The organism is Dictyobacter arantiisoli (genome assembly GCF_008326305.1).
GTDB classification, from domain to species: domain Bacteria; phylum Chloroflexota; class Ktedonobacteria; order Ktedonobacterales; family Ktedonobacteraceae; genus Dictyobacter; species Dictyobacter arantiisoli.
Window position 1 is genome coordinate 66,561 of record NZ_BIXY01000004.1, and the last position, 20,613, is coordinate 87,173.

Sequence of the window (20,613 nt, forward strand, 5' to 3'; positions counted from 1 at the left end):
CCAAGCGGTAAAATAGTCGCCATACGTGTTACATGCATGGCGACTATTTTGCTGTCTTTAATTTTGATAGAGAATCATGCAGGCGATACCTGAGACGGTCAGGCTGCCTGTCAGTTTCTGAATCCCCTGTTCGTTGATGCGATTCTGAGTGACTACGATGGTCCAGGGTCCCGGTGGCAGATTGATGGTGAATGAGTCGCGATTAGGATTATAGATGACCAGGATGGTTTTCCAGCTATCCTGGTTGGCGTTGCTGGCAAGCTGATAGATGATAGTGTTGGCGGGACTATCGATAAATGTGAGATGGTCAGTGATATCCTGCGCATTGGTCATGCGGAAGGCGGGATGGCGCTGACGCAATTGGATCAGGCCTGCGTAGTAATCGAAGACGTCTTTATAGAGATCTTTGCGCTCCCAGTCAAACTGGTTGACCGCATCACCTGCGTTATAGCTGTTATCATTGCCGCTCTTGGTGCGCAGAAATTCCTCGCCACCCTGGAAAAATGGAATACCTTGTGCAGTGAGCACAATTGCCTGAGCGAGCTTATCCATATTGATGCGATCAGTCTGGCTGGTGCTGGGATTGCTGGCGGTAATCTTATCCCAGAGCGTCATATTATCGTGGCTGCTGGCATAGTTGATGGTTTCACCAGGACCGGCTGTGAAGTCGTGGATGCTGCCCTGCACTGATCGCTTGATGGTTTCAGCTTGATCGCTGGCACCCGTTGCGAAACCCTGTGAGGAAGGCGAAAAAGGGCTACCAAGCAGACCGTTGCGTATCATATCGTTGAAAACGGCGATCTGTAGATTTTTCTGTTGTCCCTTGGTAAGGAGCTGTTGCGCGGGCAAGGCGGTGCTTCCACCGCTCCAGGGTTCGCCATACACGAGCGGATTGGGATGAAGCGCGCGTAGATCCTGCGCAATGATCTGCATGGTCGCAACACCGAGCAGGGCCATTAAATCAAAGCGGAAGCCATCGACATGATACTCCTGCATCCAATATTTCAGGGAATCGCGTATAAATTTTTGGACCATGGGACGCTCACAGGCAATCTCATTGCCACAGCCTGAGCCATTGGTATAATTGCCCTCATCATCTGTACGATAATAATAGTGTGGGACAATGTTGTTAAAATCCGCATCTTCTGTGGTAAAGGTATGATTGTAGACAACATCCATCACGACCCCCAGTCCTGCTGCATGGAGGCTCTGCACCATACGCTTGAATTCTATAATGCGAGCGGTCCCGTGAGGTGTTGTCGCATAGGCCCCTTCAGGAGTGTTATAATTGCGTGGATCGTAGCCCCAGTTATATTGCGTAGGAATAAGTTCATCGACGCTGGCAAACTCAAAGACTGGCATGATCTGTACATGGGTGATGCCGAGCGCTTGCAGGCTGGCTACTCCAGTGCTTGTTTGGTGTGGATTGTGGGTAGCGAGCTCAGTGAAGGCCAGGAACATTCCCTTATTGCTCATGCCTGAATTGGCGTTAATAGAAAAGTCGCGCACATGGACCTCGTAGATGACAGCATCTACTGGATGTGCCAGCTTCTTATAGTTGTCCTGCTCCCAACTCTGAGGATCGGTTTGTCCCAGATCAGCGATGAGCGCTTTGCTGGCATTAATGGCTAGCGCCCGCGCATAGGGATCTACAGCGGTGCGCGTCTGACCCTGGGCGGTGACTTGATAGAGGTAATACCAGTTAGTGAGTGCTTGCGTGACAGTGGCCTGCCAGGTGCCTTGTTCTGCACGTTGCATCGCAATTGTCTGGCTGAGAGGACCATCCTCTTCTTTGTAGAGCAAAAGCTGAACCTCTGATGCAGTAGGTGCCCAGAGCCGGAAATGTGTCTCCTGCGCCGTCAATATACTTCCCAGATCATCCCCACTATAAACGAAGCGTGCTTCATTCAATACATTGCGTGCAATAATTGTGGCGGCCTCATAGCCATACAGGCTGATCTGAACCGTATGGGTCACATCGATCTCTGTGTCCAGGGTGATAAGTAGATTACTGGTGGGAGAGGTTGCCGCAGTTGGTAATATGACTCTGGAATTATTCAAGGAATCATAGATTTGTGGGCATTGCGTCGCCGGATCCCATGGCACATATGAGAAAGTTACGCTGATATCATCCACTGGAACCACCAGGGTTACATTGTGATTGGCTGGAATGACATCACTCCAGCCATCGTGAAATGCTACTTTATAATTATAGGTCCCGGCGGGAAGTGAGGCGGTAAACTGATAAAGATTGGGATTTATCTCCTGCATGCTAGTATGATTATCATCTGTATTCCAATTGTTTGGCGCGCCGAGTAGTTGTTGTAGATCGCCCACGATCAACGCGTGTTGGCGATGTGCGTGTTCAATGGCCGTCACTCCGATGTGTTGACCGTTAGTCATGTCAAGAATTGTGACAGCATTTGATTGATAGGGAAGAACGACGCCACTTGAAAGGGAGATGAGAAGGCTATTCGGGCTTTCAAGGTACGCATTCGTAACGCGCTGCTGGCTGCCATCGGAGTTTTTCACTACAATATCTCTTTCTGGTCTAATGATAGACATCTTGCCTGCACTTCATGCTACAATCTCTTTCACCAATAAAATGCTATCGAGATAGATATTTTATCTCCCCCAAATAGCAGTATACGGGCGAAGAGTAAACGTTGTATGCTCAAGTATTATTGCAGGTCAGCAGGCTGATGTGAAGTCCTGTCGGTAAGTAATATCTGGATCAAAGCAATCCTTCAATCGAAGTGGCGCGCGTAGGAAAAATCCCAAAAAAAGGTATTGACAAAAAAGCCGCAAGGGTATATATTATTTGTGTTCTAACGAGAACTGATCCTCGATAGCTCAATGGTAGAGCAATCGGCTGTTAACCGATGTGTTACAGGTTCGAGTCCTGTTCGAGGAGCCACATCTGGACCACTCATAAAGTGGTCCTTTTTTTATGGTTTTTGCAGGCATAGTTGCTTGAATGCCACAGGGCATGAGCTTGATTGCTCTGCCTGTGGCAGGTAGGGAAATGGGATCTTTGTGGTTGCGTGTTTGTTAGACGCCTTTCACACACCATTCATAGATGATGCGTTCCACATGTTTTTGGCCGGTAAGGAAATGTTCGATGGGAATGCTTTCATTGGGCTGATGGGCCTGCTCAAGCGTGCCGGGTCCACATACATACGAATTGATATTGAGAAGCTGGAATTGTCCTGCATCCGTTCCATAGGGTGCACCATGCTCGACAGGTTTCTCAATTATCCGACTGAGCAGGTGACTGATGGGACTCTCCAGCGGAGATTTCATAGGTGGTGTGGCATGTAGATGTTCGATAAAGACGCCGCATTCGGGAGAGAAGGCACGCATCTCACGAGCAATTTCCTGCTCAATGCGAGCGCGCATCGTATTGAGAATCTCTTCTTCATTATCTCCAGGTGAGACACGCAGGCTCACATTGAGGCGACAGGTATCGGCAATCATATTCGTTGCCAGGCCGCCCTTGATTACGCCGTAGTTAAAGGCAGAGGTTGGGCATTCAGGGAAGAGTTGCAGATTCTCGGGCGTGATACGCTGTTGCAGCTCCTGATCAATCTCATCGATGATCTGGATCACATCGGACATCTTCTTGATCGCGTTTAATCCTTGTTTGGGGACACTGCTATGGCCTCCCTTGCCGCGCACCACCACATCGAAGGTCGCAAAGCCTTTGTGGGCCGGAAAGATGTTGAAATCAGTTGGCTCCCCAATCAACGCGTACTCTGGCATTGGTAATGTCTCTTTAAAGAATGTTGGCAGTATATTATGGACCAGGTGTCCTGAACCCTGCCCCGCGATCTCTTCATCGTAGGTAAAGACAAAGAGGAGGGGATGTTTGAAGGTGCTATGTTGCTGGTGAACCTGACGGGCGGCCACAACGGCCTGGGCGAGAAATATCTTCATATCGGCCGTGCCACGTCCATAAATGCGCTTGCCATCGGTTTGGAGTTCCAATGGATTTGTTTTCCAATCGGGCTGACCATCAAAGGGTACTGTATCAATGTGGCCCGAGATCATCAATCCACCGGGCTCTTGTGGTCCAAACCAGGCCAGTACAGAAGCCTTTTTGACCCCTTCTACCTCGTCCGTTAAGATGCGGCTCTCAAAACCGCTTTCTTGCAAATAGTGCGCAAGGTACTCGGCAGCTTCCAGATTGCTATGTGCGCTCACTGTATCCATGCCGATCAGTCGTCGCGAAACTTCCCAGAGTTCGCTCTTTTGCATATCGTCACTAGTACTCACGTATGTTCCGTCCTTTAAAAGATGTACGGACGACTATTATCATCTAGAGGCCCGCTTGTATCTGTCTGTCTTTTCTTCTTTATAGTAACACATCACTCTGCTGACTTTGGTGGACAGCCTATGGCTTGCCATACAAATATGACAAAAAGTGTCCTATCTATGTGCTACAGTGGAGAGAGATTGAGATTATGTATGGAGGAAGTGGCATATGCGAGCTGATCGGTTACTTTCTTTGCTGTTATTGTTGCAGGTTCATCGACGTATCACGGCCCGTGAGCTGGCTGAGCGTCTGGAAGTCTCTGAGCGGACCATTCATCGTGATATGGAGGCTCTGAGTATGGCAGGTATTCCTGTTGTGGCTGAGCGTGGCTCCTGTGGCGGCTGGAGCCTGCTAGAAGCCTATCGTACCAATCTGAATGGCCTGACCGAGCCTGAAATACAATCCCTCTTTCTAACCAGGCCGGTGCAACTGTTGACTGATCTAGGATTGCATAAGGCGGCGGAGGAGGCATCCCTGAAGCTATTTGTGGCTTTACCACAGCGGCAACGCCAGGATGCTGAATATGTCAGCCAGCGTATTTACATTGACGCGACAAGCTGGCATCAGCGCGAGGAGGCAGTGCCCGCATTATCAATCTTGCAGCAGGCGCTCTGGCAGGAACGGAAAGTGCACTTTACCTATCCTCGTGGTACCACGCTGGTTGAGCGTCTGGTTGATCCATTGGGCCTGGTTGCCAAAGGGAGTGTCTGGTATCTGGTTGCGGGCGTTGAGGGGCAGATGCGTAGCTATCGTGTGTCGCGTATTCAGGATGTTTCTCTTTCTGATCAATCATTTGTACGTCCCATAGCTTTTGATCTGGCAGCATTCTGGCGGCAGTCATCGCAGAATTTCCAGGCCACTTTGCCCTGTTATCATGTCCTGCTGCGTGCTGCTCCTGAGGCAGTCGAGCGTATCTATAGCGCCAGCCGACTCTTTCGTATTGGGCAGGTAGCTGAGGCGGATGAAGCCGGATGGATCACCTTCAAGCTCCGTTTTGAAACGTCTCATGAAGCCTGTGCCGCTATTATTAGTTTTGGCGCAGGTGTAGAGATCCTTGATCCACTAGAATTGCGTGTACAGATACTGCAATTAGCCCAAAGCGTGGTTGAACACTATTGGAGCGCAACTGAGATTGAATGTCGCGAGTAGCCTGGCCGTAGGATGGATATTATATGCTACAATCTGGTTGAAACTTTTAGCGGTATACTGTACCTGTCTATTTATAGAGGTGGAGGACTATATCGAAGCGCCAATGAAAACACTACAAATTCGTACACAAAAAAAAGATGAGATTGTGGATATCACCGATACGGTTGAAGCATATATGCAGCGTGTGAAAGATGAGAGTGGCATTTGTATGCTCTTCGTAGCTCACACCACTTGTGCAATCACTACCGCGGACCTTGATCCCGGCACCGATCTGGATTTTCTGGATGCCTTGAGAAATATCCTCCCGGATCTCAATTATCGCCATCCACATGATCCTGAGCATACGCCCGACCATATTTTATCTTCAATCATTGGCCCCTCACTGGTCATACCATATACCAATCGCCGCCTGCTCCTTGGGATCTGGCAGCGCATCGTTCTGGTTGAACTTGATGGTCCACGACAACGCTCAGTGCAAATCTCCTGCTTCTAGTGTTTGAGACATTATTAGAATTAACTAATGCCAGTCATGATTCTAGAGCTGGATCTGCTCTCCGGATCGCATCTACGTTTTATTCGGTATGATTAGACCTTTTAATAAAGTGTTTGATTCCCATGGCCTCCATGGTCTCTGTGCATGAGTTTTCGCACCTGCTGGCAGGCGCGCCGGCGCCTGCCAGCAGGTGAGCAGCAAGATCCCGATGGTGATGGGAATCAAACACTTTGTATAAGCTTTCAGGTAAGGAAATTCGTTCTCAAATTTTGTATTTTTGGATATAATAGTAATAAAATCGTTTTGAAATAGAAAAGCAACAAATTATCATTGGGATAGCTGGAGTAAGCAAACAAAGAAATTGCGGGGCGGAATTGGTATGATGAAATATTGATGATTTGAAAATCATATGGTATCTTCACACATTAAGGGAAAAGATACCATAGCTCTCTTGTAGCTATTTATCTCTAGCTGAGCAATGAGCTGTGCCCACCCGCCTGTGTGCCAGTCGGTCGGATGAGTAGCTGAATACGTTATTAGCCACATTGTACTAGTAAATAGGCCGCTAGTGATAAATAACGTCCATAAAGCGAATACTATATAGAGCATGCTGTAGATACTTAGCGTAGAATGGAGCTCAGGCAGCCAGTAGCTCCCAAATCTTTTCCTGCATAAGTTGAAAATTGTGGCGTGCAATGCAGGTATGGACCCGGAACAGAGGAGGGTGCGGCATGACGCAGCCGAGCAAGATCACCTACCATCAACAAGTGACATATTGTGGGAAGCCACGTTGTCGCAGGTGTCAAGAAGGAATTGGTCATGGGCCCTATTGGTATGCCTATCAGACCATCGATGGACGGACTACGCGTAAGTATATCGGCAAGCATCTTCCTCCCGATGTGCAGGCGTCGTTGGATACACCATCTATCACCACAGGAGATAGTGCTATGGCGTCAAACATCTCTACGCTTTCGTCTCGCATCTCGCGTTCAACATCGGGTGTCGATGGAGAGAATGTGGTGCTGCGTATCTCGACTCTCGGGCAGTTTCGCCTGGAGCAACGGGATCAGACACGTAGCCGTCAGAAAAAGCGGAACGATTGGAGTGTGGTGAATGATACTGCCTGGCAGAAGCGTTCTGCGCGTGCCTTGCTGGCTTATCTGATTTGCTGTCCCGGGCGTAGCGCGAATCGCTCTCAGGCGCTGGTGGCGCTCTGGCCCAACGACGATTTGAATGTCGCTAACGGTAAATTAAACGACGCCCTTACTTCTCTGCGCCGTGCCCTTGGGCATCCCTCCGTCAAGGCTGATCAGAAGACGCCACCGACCACCAGTGAGCGCCTTTTGACAGATGGGGACTGGTTTACCCTGGCCGGCCAGAAGCATATCTGGATTGATATCGACGAATTCGAACGTTTAACTGCTCAAATCGAGCAAGCTGACGATCAACTCCCCGACTATGAGGACGTGCTCCAGCATGCCATCGCGCTCTATCATGGTGATTTTTTGCCTGAGGAACGCACGGCTGAATGGTCGACGGCGTTGCGGCAACGCTTGCGCCGGAAGTGGGCCGATTTGCTGTTGAAATCGTCCAGCCTGTATATCACACGTAAGGATTATACCAACGCGATCAATGTCTTAAATAATTTGCTGATCAAAGATCCAACCAATGAACTGGCGATTCAGCAGTTGATTAGAGTTCTGATCCATCAGCGACGGCGCGTCGAAGCCATTCAAGCGTATCGAAGTTTTGCCGATACGTTGCAGCGTGATTATAAAGCGCATCCTTCCATCGAGACGCGCGCCCTGTATGATGCGATCCGTTCAGGGCGGACGCTCGATATTCAGGCATTGACAGATGCTACTGCCCCGTTACCCCTGGAAGAGGCTGAAGAGCGTGAGAAACCTCGCCCCTCCTCAAAAGAGGAAGCGCGTGCGCATCACCTTGTGATGCCTCTGCCATCCAGCGCGCAGATTGGACGCCGCCATCATAGTCCTCTCGTCGGACGTGATACCGAGTTGCAGATGATGCGCGCCCTCTTGCGACAGATTGAGCAGAATGCGCGTTTACAAATGGTCGGTTCGCGTCGCCTGTCCGGTATTCCATTGGATACCCAGCGGCAGCCGCAACTGCTCTTGCTTAAAGGGGGTGTGGGGATTGGCAAGACGCGTCTGGCGGAGGAATTGGGGCGCGACGCCCAGCACAATGGTTGGAACATTGTCTGGAACCGTGTCTATCAACAGGAGAGTGGTATCCCCTATCGTGTCTGGATCGAGGCTCTGCGTAAGATTTTGATCGCTGAATCCAGCGTGCTCTCCTTACTGAATATTGAGGCGGTACGCGCTCTGGCAACCCTCCCCGGCCTGCTGGATACTCTGCACACGGATATCGATGTCAGCCTGTCACCACATATCTTGATGCCTGAGCAGTCCAAATATACGCTCTACACGGCAATCAGCGAGCTTCTCAAGCTAGCCAGTGAGCATGGACCTCTCTTGATTGTACTGGATGATATTCAGTGGGTGGATGTGAGTAGCTATGAATTATTGGGACATCTGGCCCGCCAATTGACTGGCTATGGAATTGCCTTTCTCGCTACCTGTCGCGATGGAGAAGCGTCACTGGCTTCTACGCATGCCTTTGGCCGGCTGATCCTGGAAATGCAGCGCGAGCATACTATCCAGCCAATCGAGGTGCAGCCTCTTTCGCCTGAGCATATCAAACAGCTTGTCACCAATTTATCGGATGCGGCAGCGGTAACTGATGTATCGGAACATCGGGTAGAAAATATTCAGCAACGAGCTTCCGGCAATCCACTGTTTGCCGAAGAACTGATTCATGCCCCATCCTCTAACAAGCTGCCTGAGAATGTGATGGAAGCGTTGAGCTATCACATGAAACGCTTGAGTACACAATGCCACGAGCTGCTGATTCATGCATCGATCCTGGGGGGCTCTTTTGAAATGCCAGTCTTGTGCGCACTGGAAACGGGCTCTGAAATTGATGAGGACGATTCTATGCTCACCTTGATTGAAGAGGCGCTCAAGGAAGGTGTCGTGACAACTGAAGGCAGCGGCACGCGCATCACCTATCATTTCTGGCATCCTTTATTGGTGGAATTATTATACGACGATCCTCATTTGTCCCTATTTCGACGCGCCCGTCTGCATCAACGCGCGGCAGATGTGATTGTGCGCATTAACCGTGGGCGCGAAGAAGAGGTTGCCGCGACGGTGACACGGCATCTAGAACTGGCTGGAGCCGAGGCGGCGCAGATTGCCTATTATGCTGAACTGGCTGGAAATAGCGCCTATCGTGTCTCTGCCTTTGCTGAGGCCGCCTCCTATTATCAAAAGGCGGTCGGCTATCTCGAAAAAGAAGGTGCGCATGAAACTCCTTCTTATCTGATGCTGCTGGAGCGTCTGGCGGAATGTGAGATTACCAGCGATGGTGATTATGCCCAGGCGCGTAAACTGTTTGAACGCGTACTGAAGCTGCGCAATCAGATAAAATCTGCGGATGATACCCTGGCTGAAATCCAGATTCAGGCACTGCTCTGGGATCAGATTAGCTGGACGTGGCGCTATCAAGGCAATATCTGGCAAGCATGGGAGTGTATTGCGCAGGAAGAAAAGCTCTTGCAACAAGCACAGGTCGTCGGAGGGCCAGTACTCTCACGCTTGTATTATACGCAGAGCAATCTTTATAATCTGGAAGGTCACTGTGAACAGGCTTTACAAATGGCACAGCAGGCGCTTACCCTCTTTGAAGCTGATCAGAAACAGCGTTCGTTACCTGTAATCACAGGACGGCAGCTCTGCAAAACGCAGACGCAGCGTATTATTGAGGGTTATCCCGATCTACTGGGTCGCTTACAGCGCCATGTGGGTGCAGTGGCAGTCTTTATGGGCCAGCTTCGCCAGGCTCTGGATTATCAGAACCGCGCCCTTGTCTTTTCGGAACAGTATAAAGAATTGCGGCAGATTGCGCATGTTTCCTCAAATATCGGTTTTATTTATATTAAGATGGCTGATTATAAACAGGCGCAGGCAGTACTTCGGCGCGCTTTGCATCTGGCTGAAAGCGTCGGTGATCGAGCATTGTTATCGCTTGTTCTGAGCAATCTGGGCGAGTTAGATGCCGCCCAGGGCAATTTAGCGCAAGCTGAAGAGCAATATCGCAAGGCATTAGAACTGAAAGGCGATCCCGAATATACCAGCCGTTGGAATGCTGGCCTGGCTGGCGTGCTCCAGGCGCAGGGAAATTTGCGGCAGGCCACTACCTGTGTCTGTCAGGCCTTTTATGTCGCACGCTCCATGCAGAATGCTCCCTGTATGGGACAGGCATTAGTGGCGCTGGGCAACATACGTATTGCGCAGGCGCAGGATAGCACGATCAGCCAGCAGAAGCAATCCCGCTTGCTGGTTCTGGCACAAAAAGATATTCAATGGGCGCTGGCGTTAAAGGTGGAGGCTGAGACACGGATGAAAGGCAATCTGGCTCTGGCGCTGGTGGCGGCCTTACAGGGAAAAAGTCAGCAGGCGAGACAGGGATTCGAAGAGGTGTGCGCAGAGGCGCAGGGCTGCGAGTACATGCAGATTGTCACACATGCACAGGAACTCTTAGCGCGCTATTGCTAGTTTGAATTTATAAAGAAATTTACCCGGATGTGTCAGGGAGGAGTCAGCCAGAGGAGCGTAATAGATAGCCATACTTCTATTTATAGATAATATTTTGTCTATTGGCGGAGACTGTCTCCATGGAAGTGTCAGCGCTCTGGAATTTTAGCAGGTACGAGCTGGCTTTATCTTTGATTGACGCGTGCCACAATCGCTGTAATATTATCAATGCCACCCTGCGCATTTGCATACTCTACCAGACGGTAAACGCTCTCCTGGGGACCAAATTGTTCAACAATACTGGTGATTTCATTATCGTTAAGCATGCCACAGAGTCCATCGCTACACAGTACAAATGCGTCACCCTCTTCTACTGGCTCAACAAAAATATCGACCTCTACTTCAGGAAAGGGCCCCAACGAACGAGTGATAATATTGCGCATTGAATGGCTCTGAGCTTCTTCCTCAGACATTTGTCCCATACGTACCTGTTCCGCAACCCAGGAATGATCCTGTGAGATCTGGCGTACATGACCCTTGCGTACCATATACGCACGGCTATCCCCTACATTGGCGACATAGGCTGTTTTGCCACGGAGCACCGCGACCACACAGGTTGTTCCCATACCACTATGCTCGGTATTTTCCGTGGCACGTTGATAAATTGTGGCATTCGCATATTGGATCGCTCGTCGCAAGCTGGTTGGAATATCGGTATCAGCATCTTGATAGTACAGGGTGCATACAGTATCCACAGCGATCTCACTGGCAACCTCACCCGCCGCATGCCCGCCCATGCCGTCCGCGACAATAAAGAGCGCGCCCTTGTTTTCGAGGAGCTGTTGATCTTTAGGAATTATATACGCCACACTGTCTTCATTATGCTGGCGCTTCCGTCCGACATCGGTGCGTTGAGCGACCGTGAGGGCAAGTGGCCGCGTTCTTGGACCCCGCTGCTGTTGCGTGACGGAAGCTGGGTTAGAAGGCTTAAAAAAAAGCTGTTTGAAGCGAGAGACAACTCCATGCGACTGCTCTATGCGAGCCGAGGTGGATATATCATGAATGGTATGCGAAGGAAATATCTCCATTATGCTTCTCCAAATCCCATCATTGTTGGATACATGCTTGCTTGCTCGCTCTTACTGACCGATAGCGTAACAGCGGCCGACGTTTTATCCATATGAAGTGCAGAATAGCACAACTACCGCAATCCGCAAATTTCCAGACAGATCTCCTATTAAAAGGCAAGCGATCTTTCCTATTGTTGCTATCTATTTTTTTGTGCCTATAGTGAATATATCCGTAAAAAGAATAGTAATGGGAAAACAACCTCTTTGTCAAGACATCTGATTTTCTTATAGTTTGAGTCTTGGGCATTTTTGATAGAAAGCTAGCACACGCTTTTAGTAAGGACGTTCAAGTATACTAACGTCAATGAACGCAAAAATCTCTGCATTTTTATACAAAAAGAGAGCTACATGCGCTATACAAGTATTCTATAGTCGTGCTTAAGGCTGTAATAGCAGGTCTGAGCACCGTTTAGCCTGTTGTAGACGATGATTATTTTGTTTTAACCTGACGTTTTAACTATCTCAAAGTACTAATCGGCAACAGATACAGACCACTTGAATTGACGTATCCTGGTGGCCTGGTGGGTGGCTATCCATGTTTATGTTGTTTGATACCAAAGATTATGGCCGCGATCCCGATCAAGGCAAGCAATCCGGCAATAATGAGAGGGCCGGAGAGTAGGATAAGCACATCGGATAGTGTTAAGTTAAGAGTAGGATGTGCTGATTTATACGAAGCATAGATGAACACGATATTGATAATGCAGAGAAAGGCCGCCCCGACGAGCGCCAGGCTGCCCCAGATGATATAACTCTGGCCGGGGGAAGCAACTCTGGCGAGAATATTTGATTGTTGCTTCTTTTGTTTACACATGTGCTTTCTCCTCCTGTACGCTTACGATATCATACGATGTTTTATGTAATCATGCAACAGAGACCTCATCCATGCCTGCCCATGCGCGCCGTCGATTAACTCGTAGTGGCCCCTTCACGGGTGGAGCTAAACGACCAGCTTGCCACATTTGTATTTCTGGCGCGTCTTCGGGGCGAGATTTGCGGATTTCTCCACCCTTTACGGGCAATACCGCTTAAATACGGAGAATCATGAAGGGGATTGTAGGTGCGGCCCGACGTCGCAACGGAGGTCCGCTTTCCCGTTTCTCGTAAGACCATCTCGCTCCAATGCTCTCTCTACTACGCCATGCTCTCCTGGTTGGGGTACGGATGCGGAGCTGCGGGAAAAGGAGTTTCGTACGATTCACGGGAAAGCGGGCCTCACTTGCGTTCGGGCCGCACCTACGTTTTTCGTCAATATTCCTCTTGTTTAAGCGGTATTGCCCGTGAAGAGTGGCTGCTACGTTGGTTCGACGACCTTTGGCGGCGTGATTGTTGGATATGGTGATGGACATCCAGAAAAATGACGATGTGCTCACTCAAAATAGTGTCACTCCACCTCAATCTGTAATGGCTTTCTAGCGACTCTCTGTTAGCGGGCACAGGCAATTTGGAGACGAATGCGCCCCGCTTCGCACCTGTATTTAGGTATACTTCTGACATGGGTATGTGAATGAGAACTTTGAAGGCGTATCGACATTACCAGAATAACAGTTCGCTCATCGGGTGTTTCTGCTTTCTCGTAAGCATAACACGGTACACCGCTTCCTACCGCCTATGCGCTTTTGAAGGGCTTTGCTCCGGTCAGTCTGCGCTCTAGTCTGATCGAGCCATCTCACATATCCCTATCTTTATCCAGCACGATGACAAAGTTTTCCTTAAAAAGGTATATTTAAGCATTTTATGATCTTTGGATCTTTTTTATAGACAGCGTTTGTATGCTATCAACCGTCGTTCAGGTTGCTTGAGGGGTTACGAGGTGTCATTGTTATGAAAAAAATGAAGGTAGTAGCGAGTACCGCATTCGCGTTGAATACATTTCTCTTTGGCTCATATTATTCGGTTGCCAAAGCGATGCTGGGACGGGTTGATCCTATTGTATTCACTTTTTTCACTATGATGACTCTGGTTCCACCAGCAGTCTTTATCATTGCTTTTTCCTGGCGTCATATGACGCGCGATGCGGTGAAGAGCGGTTTCTTGCTGGGGAGTTGTTTATGCCTGGGCTTGTTTTCGCTAGCGGTTGCCCTGAAGTATAACAGCGCGACCGGTACTGCGTTCTTTCCCTCGCTGAATGGCTTGCTGGCGGCGATTTTTACCTGGCGTTTCTTGCGCCAGCCGATTTCAAAAGCAACCTGGTTTGCTGGGATTGTCTCGGTTAGTGGCGCGATTTTGCTGATGGTGAACTCATCGATGGGTGGGACCAGGGGGGCGCTGATCGCGTTTATCGGTGGCATGCTGTGTACCTTCTATATCTTTCTGGCGGATCACGAGCAGAAGGACCCATCTGTATACTGGCCGCTTTTCGGGGTTGAGTTATTGACGATGGCGATCTGGGCCAACTTGATTGCTTTGCTCTTTGGCGATTGGACGCTGGTTCATTTCGAACTACCTGCAGATGTCGGGGTAGTTCTTTACATTGGCCTGGGAACGATCTTATTGCCAACTCTGTTCACAGTGCTCTTACAGAAATATATTTCGCCAGTGACGGTCTCATTTATCTCAATTCTAGAGCCTATCTTTGGCGCAATCGTGGCGTATCTCTATCTGCACGAGGTGTTACCGTTAGATGGCTATCTGGGTGGCTTGCTGGTTGTTACTGGTGTATTGATCCATACCTGGGGCACGGTCGAGCGACCAGCTCAGAGGCGGGCAGTACGGCGGCAGCGCGATCTGGCGAATCAGCAGTTGCGTACATCATGGTTTGTCGAGTTTTTATATCCAATGTTGTGCTGTATCTTTGGAGCTCTGCTCGTCTTCAAGTCGGGTGGTTTCCCACCCCCCGTCTGGCATGATCTTTTCCGCATGTGGCCGCAGTTGCCCGCATCATTGCAGGATGGGCGGCGCATGGAGACAGTGTTTTTACTGGCGCAATCCGCTTCCTGGGTGCTGGCCTGGAGTGCGGTGGTCATTATTGGCGGATTGGTGTTTTATCGCCTTTGCAACAGATTATTTACGGCTTCAGCCCCCAGCGTTGAATTAGATCTGCGTACGATGCGGCAGATGGGTTATACCCCCCATCTCGTTACTCCGACTCCTCCAGTCGGACGCAAGACGATAGAGCTGGATTATGGACAGGAATGGGAGTTGGATGCTCCACGTCGTCAGCATCGCCGTGTGCGTCTGGCGCATATTGAACCGGCCGATGATCAAATATTTGAGGCTCCTACACATGTTCCCCATCGACGTACCGTGGTGACACAGAAGCAAGAGCGGCGCTGGTACGCTGGGAGAGATAAGGAAGTCATGGAAGCGAGGAAACAATGAAGAAAAATGACTCAGGTGATTTCAGTGTGTTTTATATTGAGCCCGGGGATGAGAAGGCAACGCTTTTCCCTATCCTCTCAGGACAGCAGAAGCCGGTTGTATTAATGCTGGCCGATGGAGCACGTGCTATCCAGCGTCCTGATGATTTTACAGCACTCAAGCATCTGAAGCGACAGTATAATCTGACGCTCATTTTTGTTATTGAGCATAGTGCCCAGTTGAAGCAGCTAGCAATAAAAAATGGTTTTCCTGTCTATGAGTCAATGGAGCAGTTAATAGATGCCGTCCGAGGAGGACAGGCTGCGCGCCAACGCTCATTAAACCGTTCTAATACAGCTTCTCTGGCACCTGAGATATCTACCAGAACAACACGCCCGTTGCCCTCTGACCAAACGACTGGTGGCGAATCCGCACAACCTGTAGCGGCTCCTGGATTGCCTTTGCGACCAGCACCGGTGTTTGTACCGCTGCCTCAGGCGCAGAATCAGCCTCACTATATGTCCCAGCCTTCGGTCTCAGCTGAACAGAAACCTCTGCTGGCTTTTGATACCCAGGCTACTCAAGCGTCAAATCAATTTACTCCAGCTCCAGGTCAGTTGCATCGCGAAGTGCCTTTTGCCCCTCGCATTAGTCCTGACCTTTCCGTGCAACCGCCGCCTCCTGAGCCCATCCAACCAGCACCACCAGCTCAGGCCCGCGTGCATACAAAGCCTGTTTCCAAACTCCTGGCATTTGTGACTATCGCCCTTATTCTGGGTATTCTTGGCTCATTTCTAGTTTTCTCCCGCTCTTTTACCCCTGGTATCGCTGCGAAGCCAACTCCATCTGCACCGGCGGCGGTTGGACGCGTAACCTTTACCAGTAGCGGACAGGTCAATGAAACGAGTAGTCAGGGAATCGCTGATCAGGTTGTGCTGGATCTCCATGGCATTCCTAATCCAGCTGCTAACAAGAAATATTATGCCTGGTTGCTGGCGGATAAGAGCCAGAGTGATCCTATGTCGATTGCGCTGGGAGCGCTCACCCTTACTGGAGGGAAAGCTCATCTGCAGTTTGCCGGAGATAATCAGCATTCTAATCTGCTCGCGCTGACCAGTCGCATATTGATTACCGAGGAGGATGCCCATGTCCCACCTATCTCTCCCTCCTTGAATACGCAGGATTGGCGCTATTATGGCGAATTTTCCGCCACGCCGATTCCCGCTACGGGTAACGCAAAGCCCTATAGCTATCTGGATCATCTGCGCCATCTATTGTCCTCTGATCCTACCCTGGAGCAGATGGAGTTGCCGGGTGGATTGAACAACTGGCTGTATCGCAATACCAGCAAGCTTGTTGAGTGGACGGGTAGCATGCGAGAGACATGGGAAAATACAAAGGATACGGCCTTTATTCAGCGCCAGACCTTGCGGGTGCTGGCTTATCTGGATGGCACGACCTTCCTGTATAAAGATTTACCGGCTAAATCGCCGCTCTTAGTCAATGAGCGCCTGGCCCGCATCGGTTTGTTGGATGTGAATGGCCCAGATCAATTGCCTCCCGACTATATGGATCATGTGAATAAGCATTTACGTGGCCTGTTGCAGGCGTCAAATCCGCCCGCAGGTCTGCGCCAGCAGGTAACGGATCTCACGGTTGCTATGGACAATATTGAGCTCTGGCTGACGCAAGTCCGCAGTGATGCTCAGAAACTTATGAAAATGACCCCTGCCCAAATGCGCCAGCCGGTAACGCTCAGTATTATTAATGACATGATTGACAATGCCAACCGTGCTTTTGCTGGTCAGGCTGATCCATCGACGGGCCAGACACGCGAGGGGGTGAGTTGGCTGCATGATCATATGCAGTTGCTGGCAACGCTGGACTTAAAGCCTATTTCGGCAAAGATGAGTAGCGATATTCCACAGATCCTGCCCAATCAAGTCAATGGCAGGGTAATGGTCCCATTTGAGGTAAAAAGATGATGGAATGGCAAAAATTGGATACACTTACAACTTTGTATGAATATTTACCATCATTGTCATTGTCTATTATTGTCGCTGAGTGTGTGCACAGTACGAGGGGAGCGTGAGCATATGAACAGGCGTTTTATTCTAATAACGTTGCTGGCTCTCCTGCTGATTGGTGGTTTTGTAGCGAACACCAATGCCCACGCGATCCAATCAGCTTTGATAGTACCAATGGCAATACCTGGGAAGCAGCCTACTCATAGCATCGCCTCGAGCACAAGTACGCCGACGCAGAAGACGCCGGGAAAGATTCAGCCCACAGGCCAGAATCGAGGAACTATGCAGATAGCATCAACTCCGCTACCAACCAATATCCTGGCCCAGGATACTTTTCAACGCAATAATCAACCGTTATGGGGCCTGGCAACCGATGGCCGGAGCTGGGATGGAGATGCGAATACATCTCAAGCCTTCTCGATTAATGCAGCGACGGGACAGGTGTCCAACGCCCATGGAACGGTCAACGCCATTCTCGGACCGAGTAGCGACAATGTGGATGTCCAGGCCAATGGGATGGTTAATCAATTCGGCAATGGTGTCAATATGGGAGTGGTTTTGCGCTGGAGCAACGCCCAAAACTGGTATAAAGCCTTGATCGATGGTAACCACTTGAGCATTCTCAAGCGCGTTAATGGTGCCTCTACCCAGGTACAGGCTGTCCCTTTCCATGCTAAAGCCGGGCAGGTATATACCCTCCGCTTTCAGGCAATTGGAGTGATGTTATTCGCGAAAGTCTGGCCTCTGAATACCCAGGAGCCCGCCCAGTGGATGATTACCGTCTCTGATTCAGCATTGAAAGATGGGAAGTCAGGTTTTCGCTTTGTTCTGCAGCCGACAACGGTTATCAATATGACCTCGTTTCAGGTCACGCCCGCCACTATGGGAACTGACCTGTAGTGAATAAAGCAAAATGGAGTTGTCTGCGTAGCCGCTAACCAAAGGGGTTGCCAGGGCAGTCCACGCGTAGCCCTTAAAAAGGGGTTGCAAGGCCGGTCCGGTCTACCCGCAGCCCTTAAAAAGGGGTTGCAAGGCCGGTCCGGTCTACCCGCAGCCCTTAAAAAGGGGTTGCAAGGCCGGTCCGGTCTACCCACAGCCCTTAAAAAGGGGTTGCAAGGGGACGACAGTCCCATTGCCGGGGTTCGGGGTGTCCCCGAAAACCCCCTTTTCTTCTCTTATCCCGTCCGTAGGACGGATTATGTAATAGAGATTGGATAAATGTAAAGCTGATCTAACAAATGTCTGGATGGGTTATGATGAGTGAGAATTTGAAAGAAGCATACACACAGCACCGTTGGGTGAAGGTCATGGCGCTGGTAGCGTTAGGGGTCAGCGCCATCCTCCTGTTTCTTAGCTCAGGAGGTTTTCCGCCCTGGGCCTGGCGTTTCCTGATTCAGGTGCTTCCACAACTTCCAGTTCTCTGGCAGGCACAAGGGAGCGCGATCCTGATCCCCCTGATCGGCTTATGCTTGCTTTCGCTATCGCTCCTCATCTTATGGATTGCGATAGTGGTTGCAGGTCGGAAGATACTCATGCATCTCTGGAAAGATGTTACTGCCCGCCAGTCATTCGAGGATGATTTACGTGAGGCTGAAGCATTGGCCGAGCAGGCTGTAGAACAGGATAATATTGCTCTGGAAGTGGAATATGCACAGGCATCCCAGGTGCCTCATGCATCTCATGCATCCATCAGAGCCTCTGCACGATCAGCCCCGGCCTCGCGACCCGTACAGCGTCAAACTAAACAATTACTTGAAACGCGTCAGACTTCAGACACTCAGAAGATACAGGCGAATCAGCGGATGCCAGCAACACAGCCTGTACTGGCGCGTCGGCCAGCGTATGAAGCTCCACGGGCGGTCGGAGATGTACAATTTCCTGGTTTAAGCTATCCAACCCCGCTGCTACGCCAGAATATGCCGCGTCAGGATACTGGCTCAGTCATGCTTGCGTCACCATCCAACCCGATTGAGGATCGTGGACAGACCAGCTATGTTCCTGTGTCGATCCCACGTCGCCCTGACAGTTCACGTCGCCCTGACAGTTCACGTCGCCCTGACAGTTCACGGCAGCAATTGAGGGTTGTTCCGCCTCCTGTGCAAGAACAAAGCTTTGAAACGGTGGAGTTCGAAGATCCAGATGAAATGTTCCTGGATGAGCAGGAGGATTTGCCGATTGCTCGTTCACGGCATGATATTGCCAGGGAAGATCTTGAGGATTCTACTGAAGATGGGTCTGAGGTAGATGTCTGGGAAACGCATCCAGGCGACTGGGAGGATGAATTCGATATTACCCAATATGAACTCCTTGAGGAATGGAATGAGGAAGATCAGCAACTCCCTCTTCCTGACGTGCAGGAGGAGGACGGCAACGTAGATGATAGCGATGAGCTTGAGTTTGACCTGCAGTCAATCCCCACCCCTGATGAGCCACCCGCTCCAGTAGCTGAAGAGGATGCTTCGTTACGCTTCGTGGTGGGAATCGGGCTTGATCCAGGTTTGAAGCGCCGCGATGCTCCGAATGAGGATAGCTTGTTTGCCTTTCAGGGTATGCGTGTCACGGATGAAGGTTCCAATCCTGCCGGTCTGTTTATGGTTGCCGATGGGATGGGCGGACATGCCAATGGGCGTGAGGCCAGTCGAACCGCCATCCATATGACCAGCGATGTGATTGTGCCTGCCTTGTTGCGCGATGTCAGTGGCAATACTGCTAAAGAAGAAAACACTTTGTTCATGGACATGTTGAAAGATGGTATCCATCGCGCGAATCTGGCGCTCTATCGGCGCAATCGTGAGCTGGCACCTAAGATGATGGGGACTACTATTACTGCGGCCTTGCTGGTTGGCACCACCGCGTATATCGCTAACATCGGGGATAGCCGCACCTATCTCTATCGTCCCTCGGAAGGCTTGTCGCAGATCACCCACGATCATTCCGTGGTAGCCCGCATGGTTGAGGATGGCATGATCACGCGCGACGACATCTACACGCATCCGCAGCGCAACCAGATCTATCGCTGTCTGGGAGAGCATGCCTCGGCTGAAATCGATACCTTTATAGTTGATCTGCAAGTTAATGATGTTTTGTTGCTCTGCTCCGATGGTCTGTGGGAGATGGTGCGCGACTCGGCCCTGGAAAAAGTTCTGGCCTCCTCGGCCCATAATCCTTCCCAGGTCAGCGCGTTACTGGTACAGGCGGCCCTCAATCACGGTGGGGTCGACAATATCAGCGTCATCATCATCGGTCTCGCCAGCTCAGAAGATGAGGCCAGCTGGATGTTGTAGCCCCGAGGGGTGCAACATCCGTTTTTTTCTCCCTGCCGCCTGCGGCGGCGAAGAAAAAAAGAAAAAGGGGTATTTGGGGACACCCCACACCCCGGCAAAGGGCTGGCCGCCCTTTGTAATCCCGCTTGAAAAGCCTTACGTTTGCCCCTATGGGGCTGGCCGCCCTTTGTAATCCCGCTTCCATAAGCCTCTGGGCGTGATATTATTAATGCCGGGTATCAGTGATGGAGAGGGGGGTCGTCATTTTTTGAGACCTCCACCTTAGTTGGAGATGGTATCGCTGGTAAACAACTACA

11 protein-coding genes and 1 tRNA gene are annotated in these 20,613 nt (G+C 50.4%); 8 read left to right on the forward strand and 4 right to left on the reverse strand.

What is annotated here, in order from left to right:
* Positions 1–57 precede the first annotated feature (57 nt).
* Positions 58–2,532: a type I pullulanase gene (pulA, locus tag F1593_RS02505; protein ID WP_172631805.1), complete on the reverse strand. Its 2,475-nt coding sequence runs from the start codon at positions 2,530–2,532 to the stop codon at positions 58–60.
* A gap of 310 nt (positions 2,533–2,842) precedes the next feature.
* Here pulA and F1593_RS02510 point away from each other — a divergent pair.
* Positions 2,843–2,917 (forward strand) — tRNA-Asn (locus tag F1593_RS02510).
* Positions 2,918–3,051: 134 nt separating this feature from the next.
* Here the strand turns inward: F1593_RS02510 and F1593_RS02515 are convergent.
* Entirely contained in the window at positions 3,052–4,275 is a 1,224-nt protein-coding gene (locus F1593_RS02515; protein WP_149399990.1) for a M20 family metallopeptidase, read from the reverse strand.
* 208 nt (positions 4,276–4,483) lie between these two features.
* On the opposite strand from F1593_RS02515, the gene F1593_RS02520 reads away from it, so the two are divergent.
* The 3 genes from F1593_RS02520 to F1593_RS02530 all read left to right on the forward strand — a co-directional run bounded on the left by F1593_RS02520 (position 4,484) and on the right by F1593_RS02530 (position 10,597).
* Positions 4,484–5,464, forward strand: a complete 981-nt coding sequence (locus F1593_RS02520) for a helix-turn-helix transcriptional regulator (protein WP_149399991.1) — start codon at positions 4,484–4,486, stop codon at positions 5,462–5,464.
* 103 nt (positions 5,465–5,567) lie between these two features.
* The gene (locus F1593_RS02525; protein WP_149399992.1) at positions 5,568–5,957 is read left to right on the forward strand and encodes a secondary thiamine-phosphate synthase enzyme YjbQ; all 390 of its coding nucleotides are present in this window, start codon (positions 5,568–5,570) and stop codon (positions 5,955–5,957) included.
* 731 nt (positions 5,958–6,688) lie between these two features.
* Complete coding sequence (locus F1593_RS02530; RefSeq protein ID WP_172631806.1) at positions 6,689–10,597, forward strand: DUF6788 family protein; 3,909 nt, start codon at positions 6,689–6,691, stop codon at positions 10,595–10,597.
* Between the two features lie 164 nt (positions 10,598–10,761).
* Here F1593_RS02530 and F1593_RS02535 read toward each other — a convergent pair whose 3' ends face one another.
* Positions 10,762–11,664 carry a Stp1/IreP family PP2C-type Ser/Thr phosphatase gene (locus F1593_RS02535; RefSeq protein ID WP_149399994.1) on the reverse strand — a complete coding sequence of 301 codons (903 nt, stop codon included), beginning with the start codon at positions 11,662–11,664 and terminating at the stop codon, positions 10,762–10,764.
* Positions 11,665–12,235: 571 nt separating this feature from the next.
* A complete protein-coding gene (locus F1593_RS02540; RefSeq protein WP_149399995.1) occupies positions 12,236–12,520 on the reverse strand; it encodes a hypothetical protein in 285 nt (94 codons plus the stop codon).
* A 1,010-nt stretch (positions 12,521–13,530) separates the two neighbouring features.
* Here F1593_RS02540 and F1593_RS02545 point away from each other — a divergent pair.
* The 4 genes from F1593_RS02545 (at position 13,531) to F1593_RS02565 (ending at position 20,317) form a co-directional block, all read left to right on the forward strand.
* The gene (locus tag F1593_RS02545) at positions 13,531–15,027 is read left to right on the forward strand and encodes a DMT family transporter (protein WP_149399996.1); all 1,497 of its coding nucleotides are present in this window, start codon (positions 13,531–13,533) and stop codon (positions 15,025–15,027) included.
* Positions 15,024–16,991, forward strand: a complete 1,968-nt coding sequence (locus F1593_RS02550; protein WP_149399997.1) for a hypothetical protein — start codon at positions 15,024–15,026, stop codon at positions 16,989–16,991. Before F1593_RS02545 ends, F1593_RS02550 begins: the two co-directional genes overlap by 4 nt.
* 111 nt (positions 16,992–17,102) lie before the next feature.
* Positions 17,103–17,933 carry a hypothetical protein gene (locus F1593_RS02555; RefSeq protein WP_149399998.1) on the forward strand — a complete coding sequence of 277 codons (831 nt, stop codon included), beginning with the start codon at positions 17,103–17,105 and terminating at the stop codon, positions 17,931–17,933.
* A gap of 353 nt (positions 17,934–18,286) precedes the next feature.
* Positions 18,287–20,317, forward strand: coding sequence for a PP2C family protein-serine/threonine phosphatase (locus F1593_RS02565; protein ID WP_172631807.1), 2,031 nt, complete (start codon positions 18,287–18,289; stop codon positions 20,315–20,317).
* Positions 20,318–20,613 lie beyond the last annotated feature (296 nt).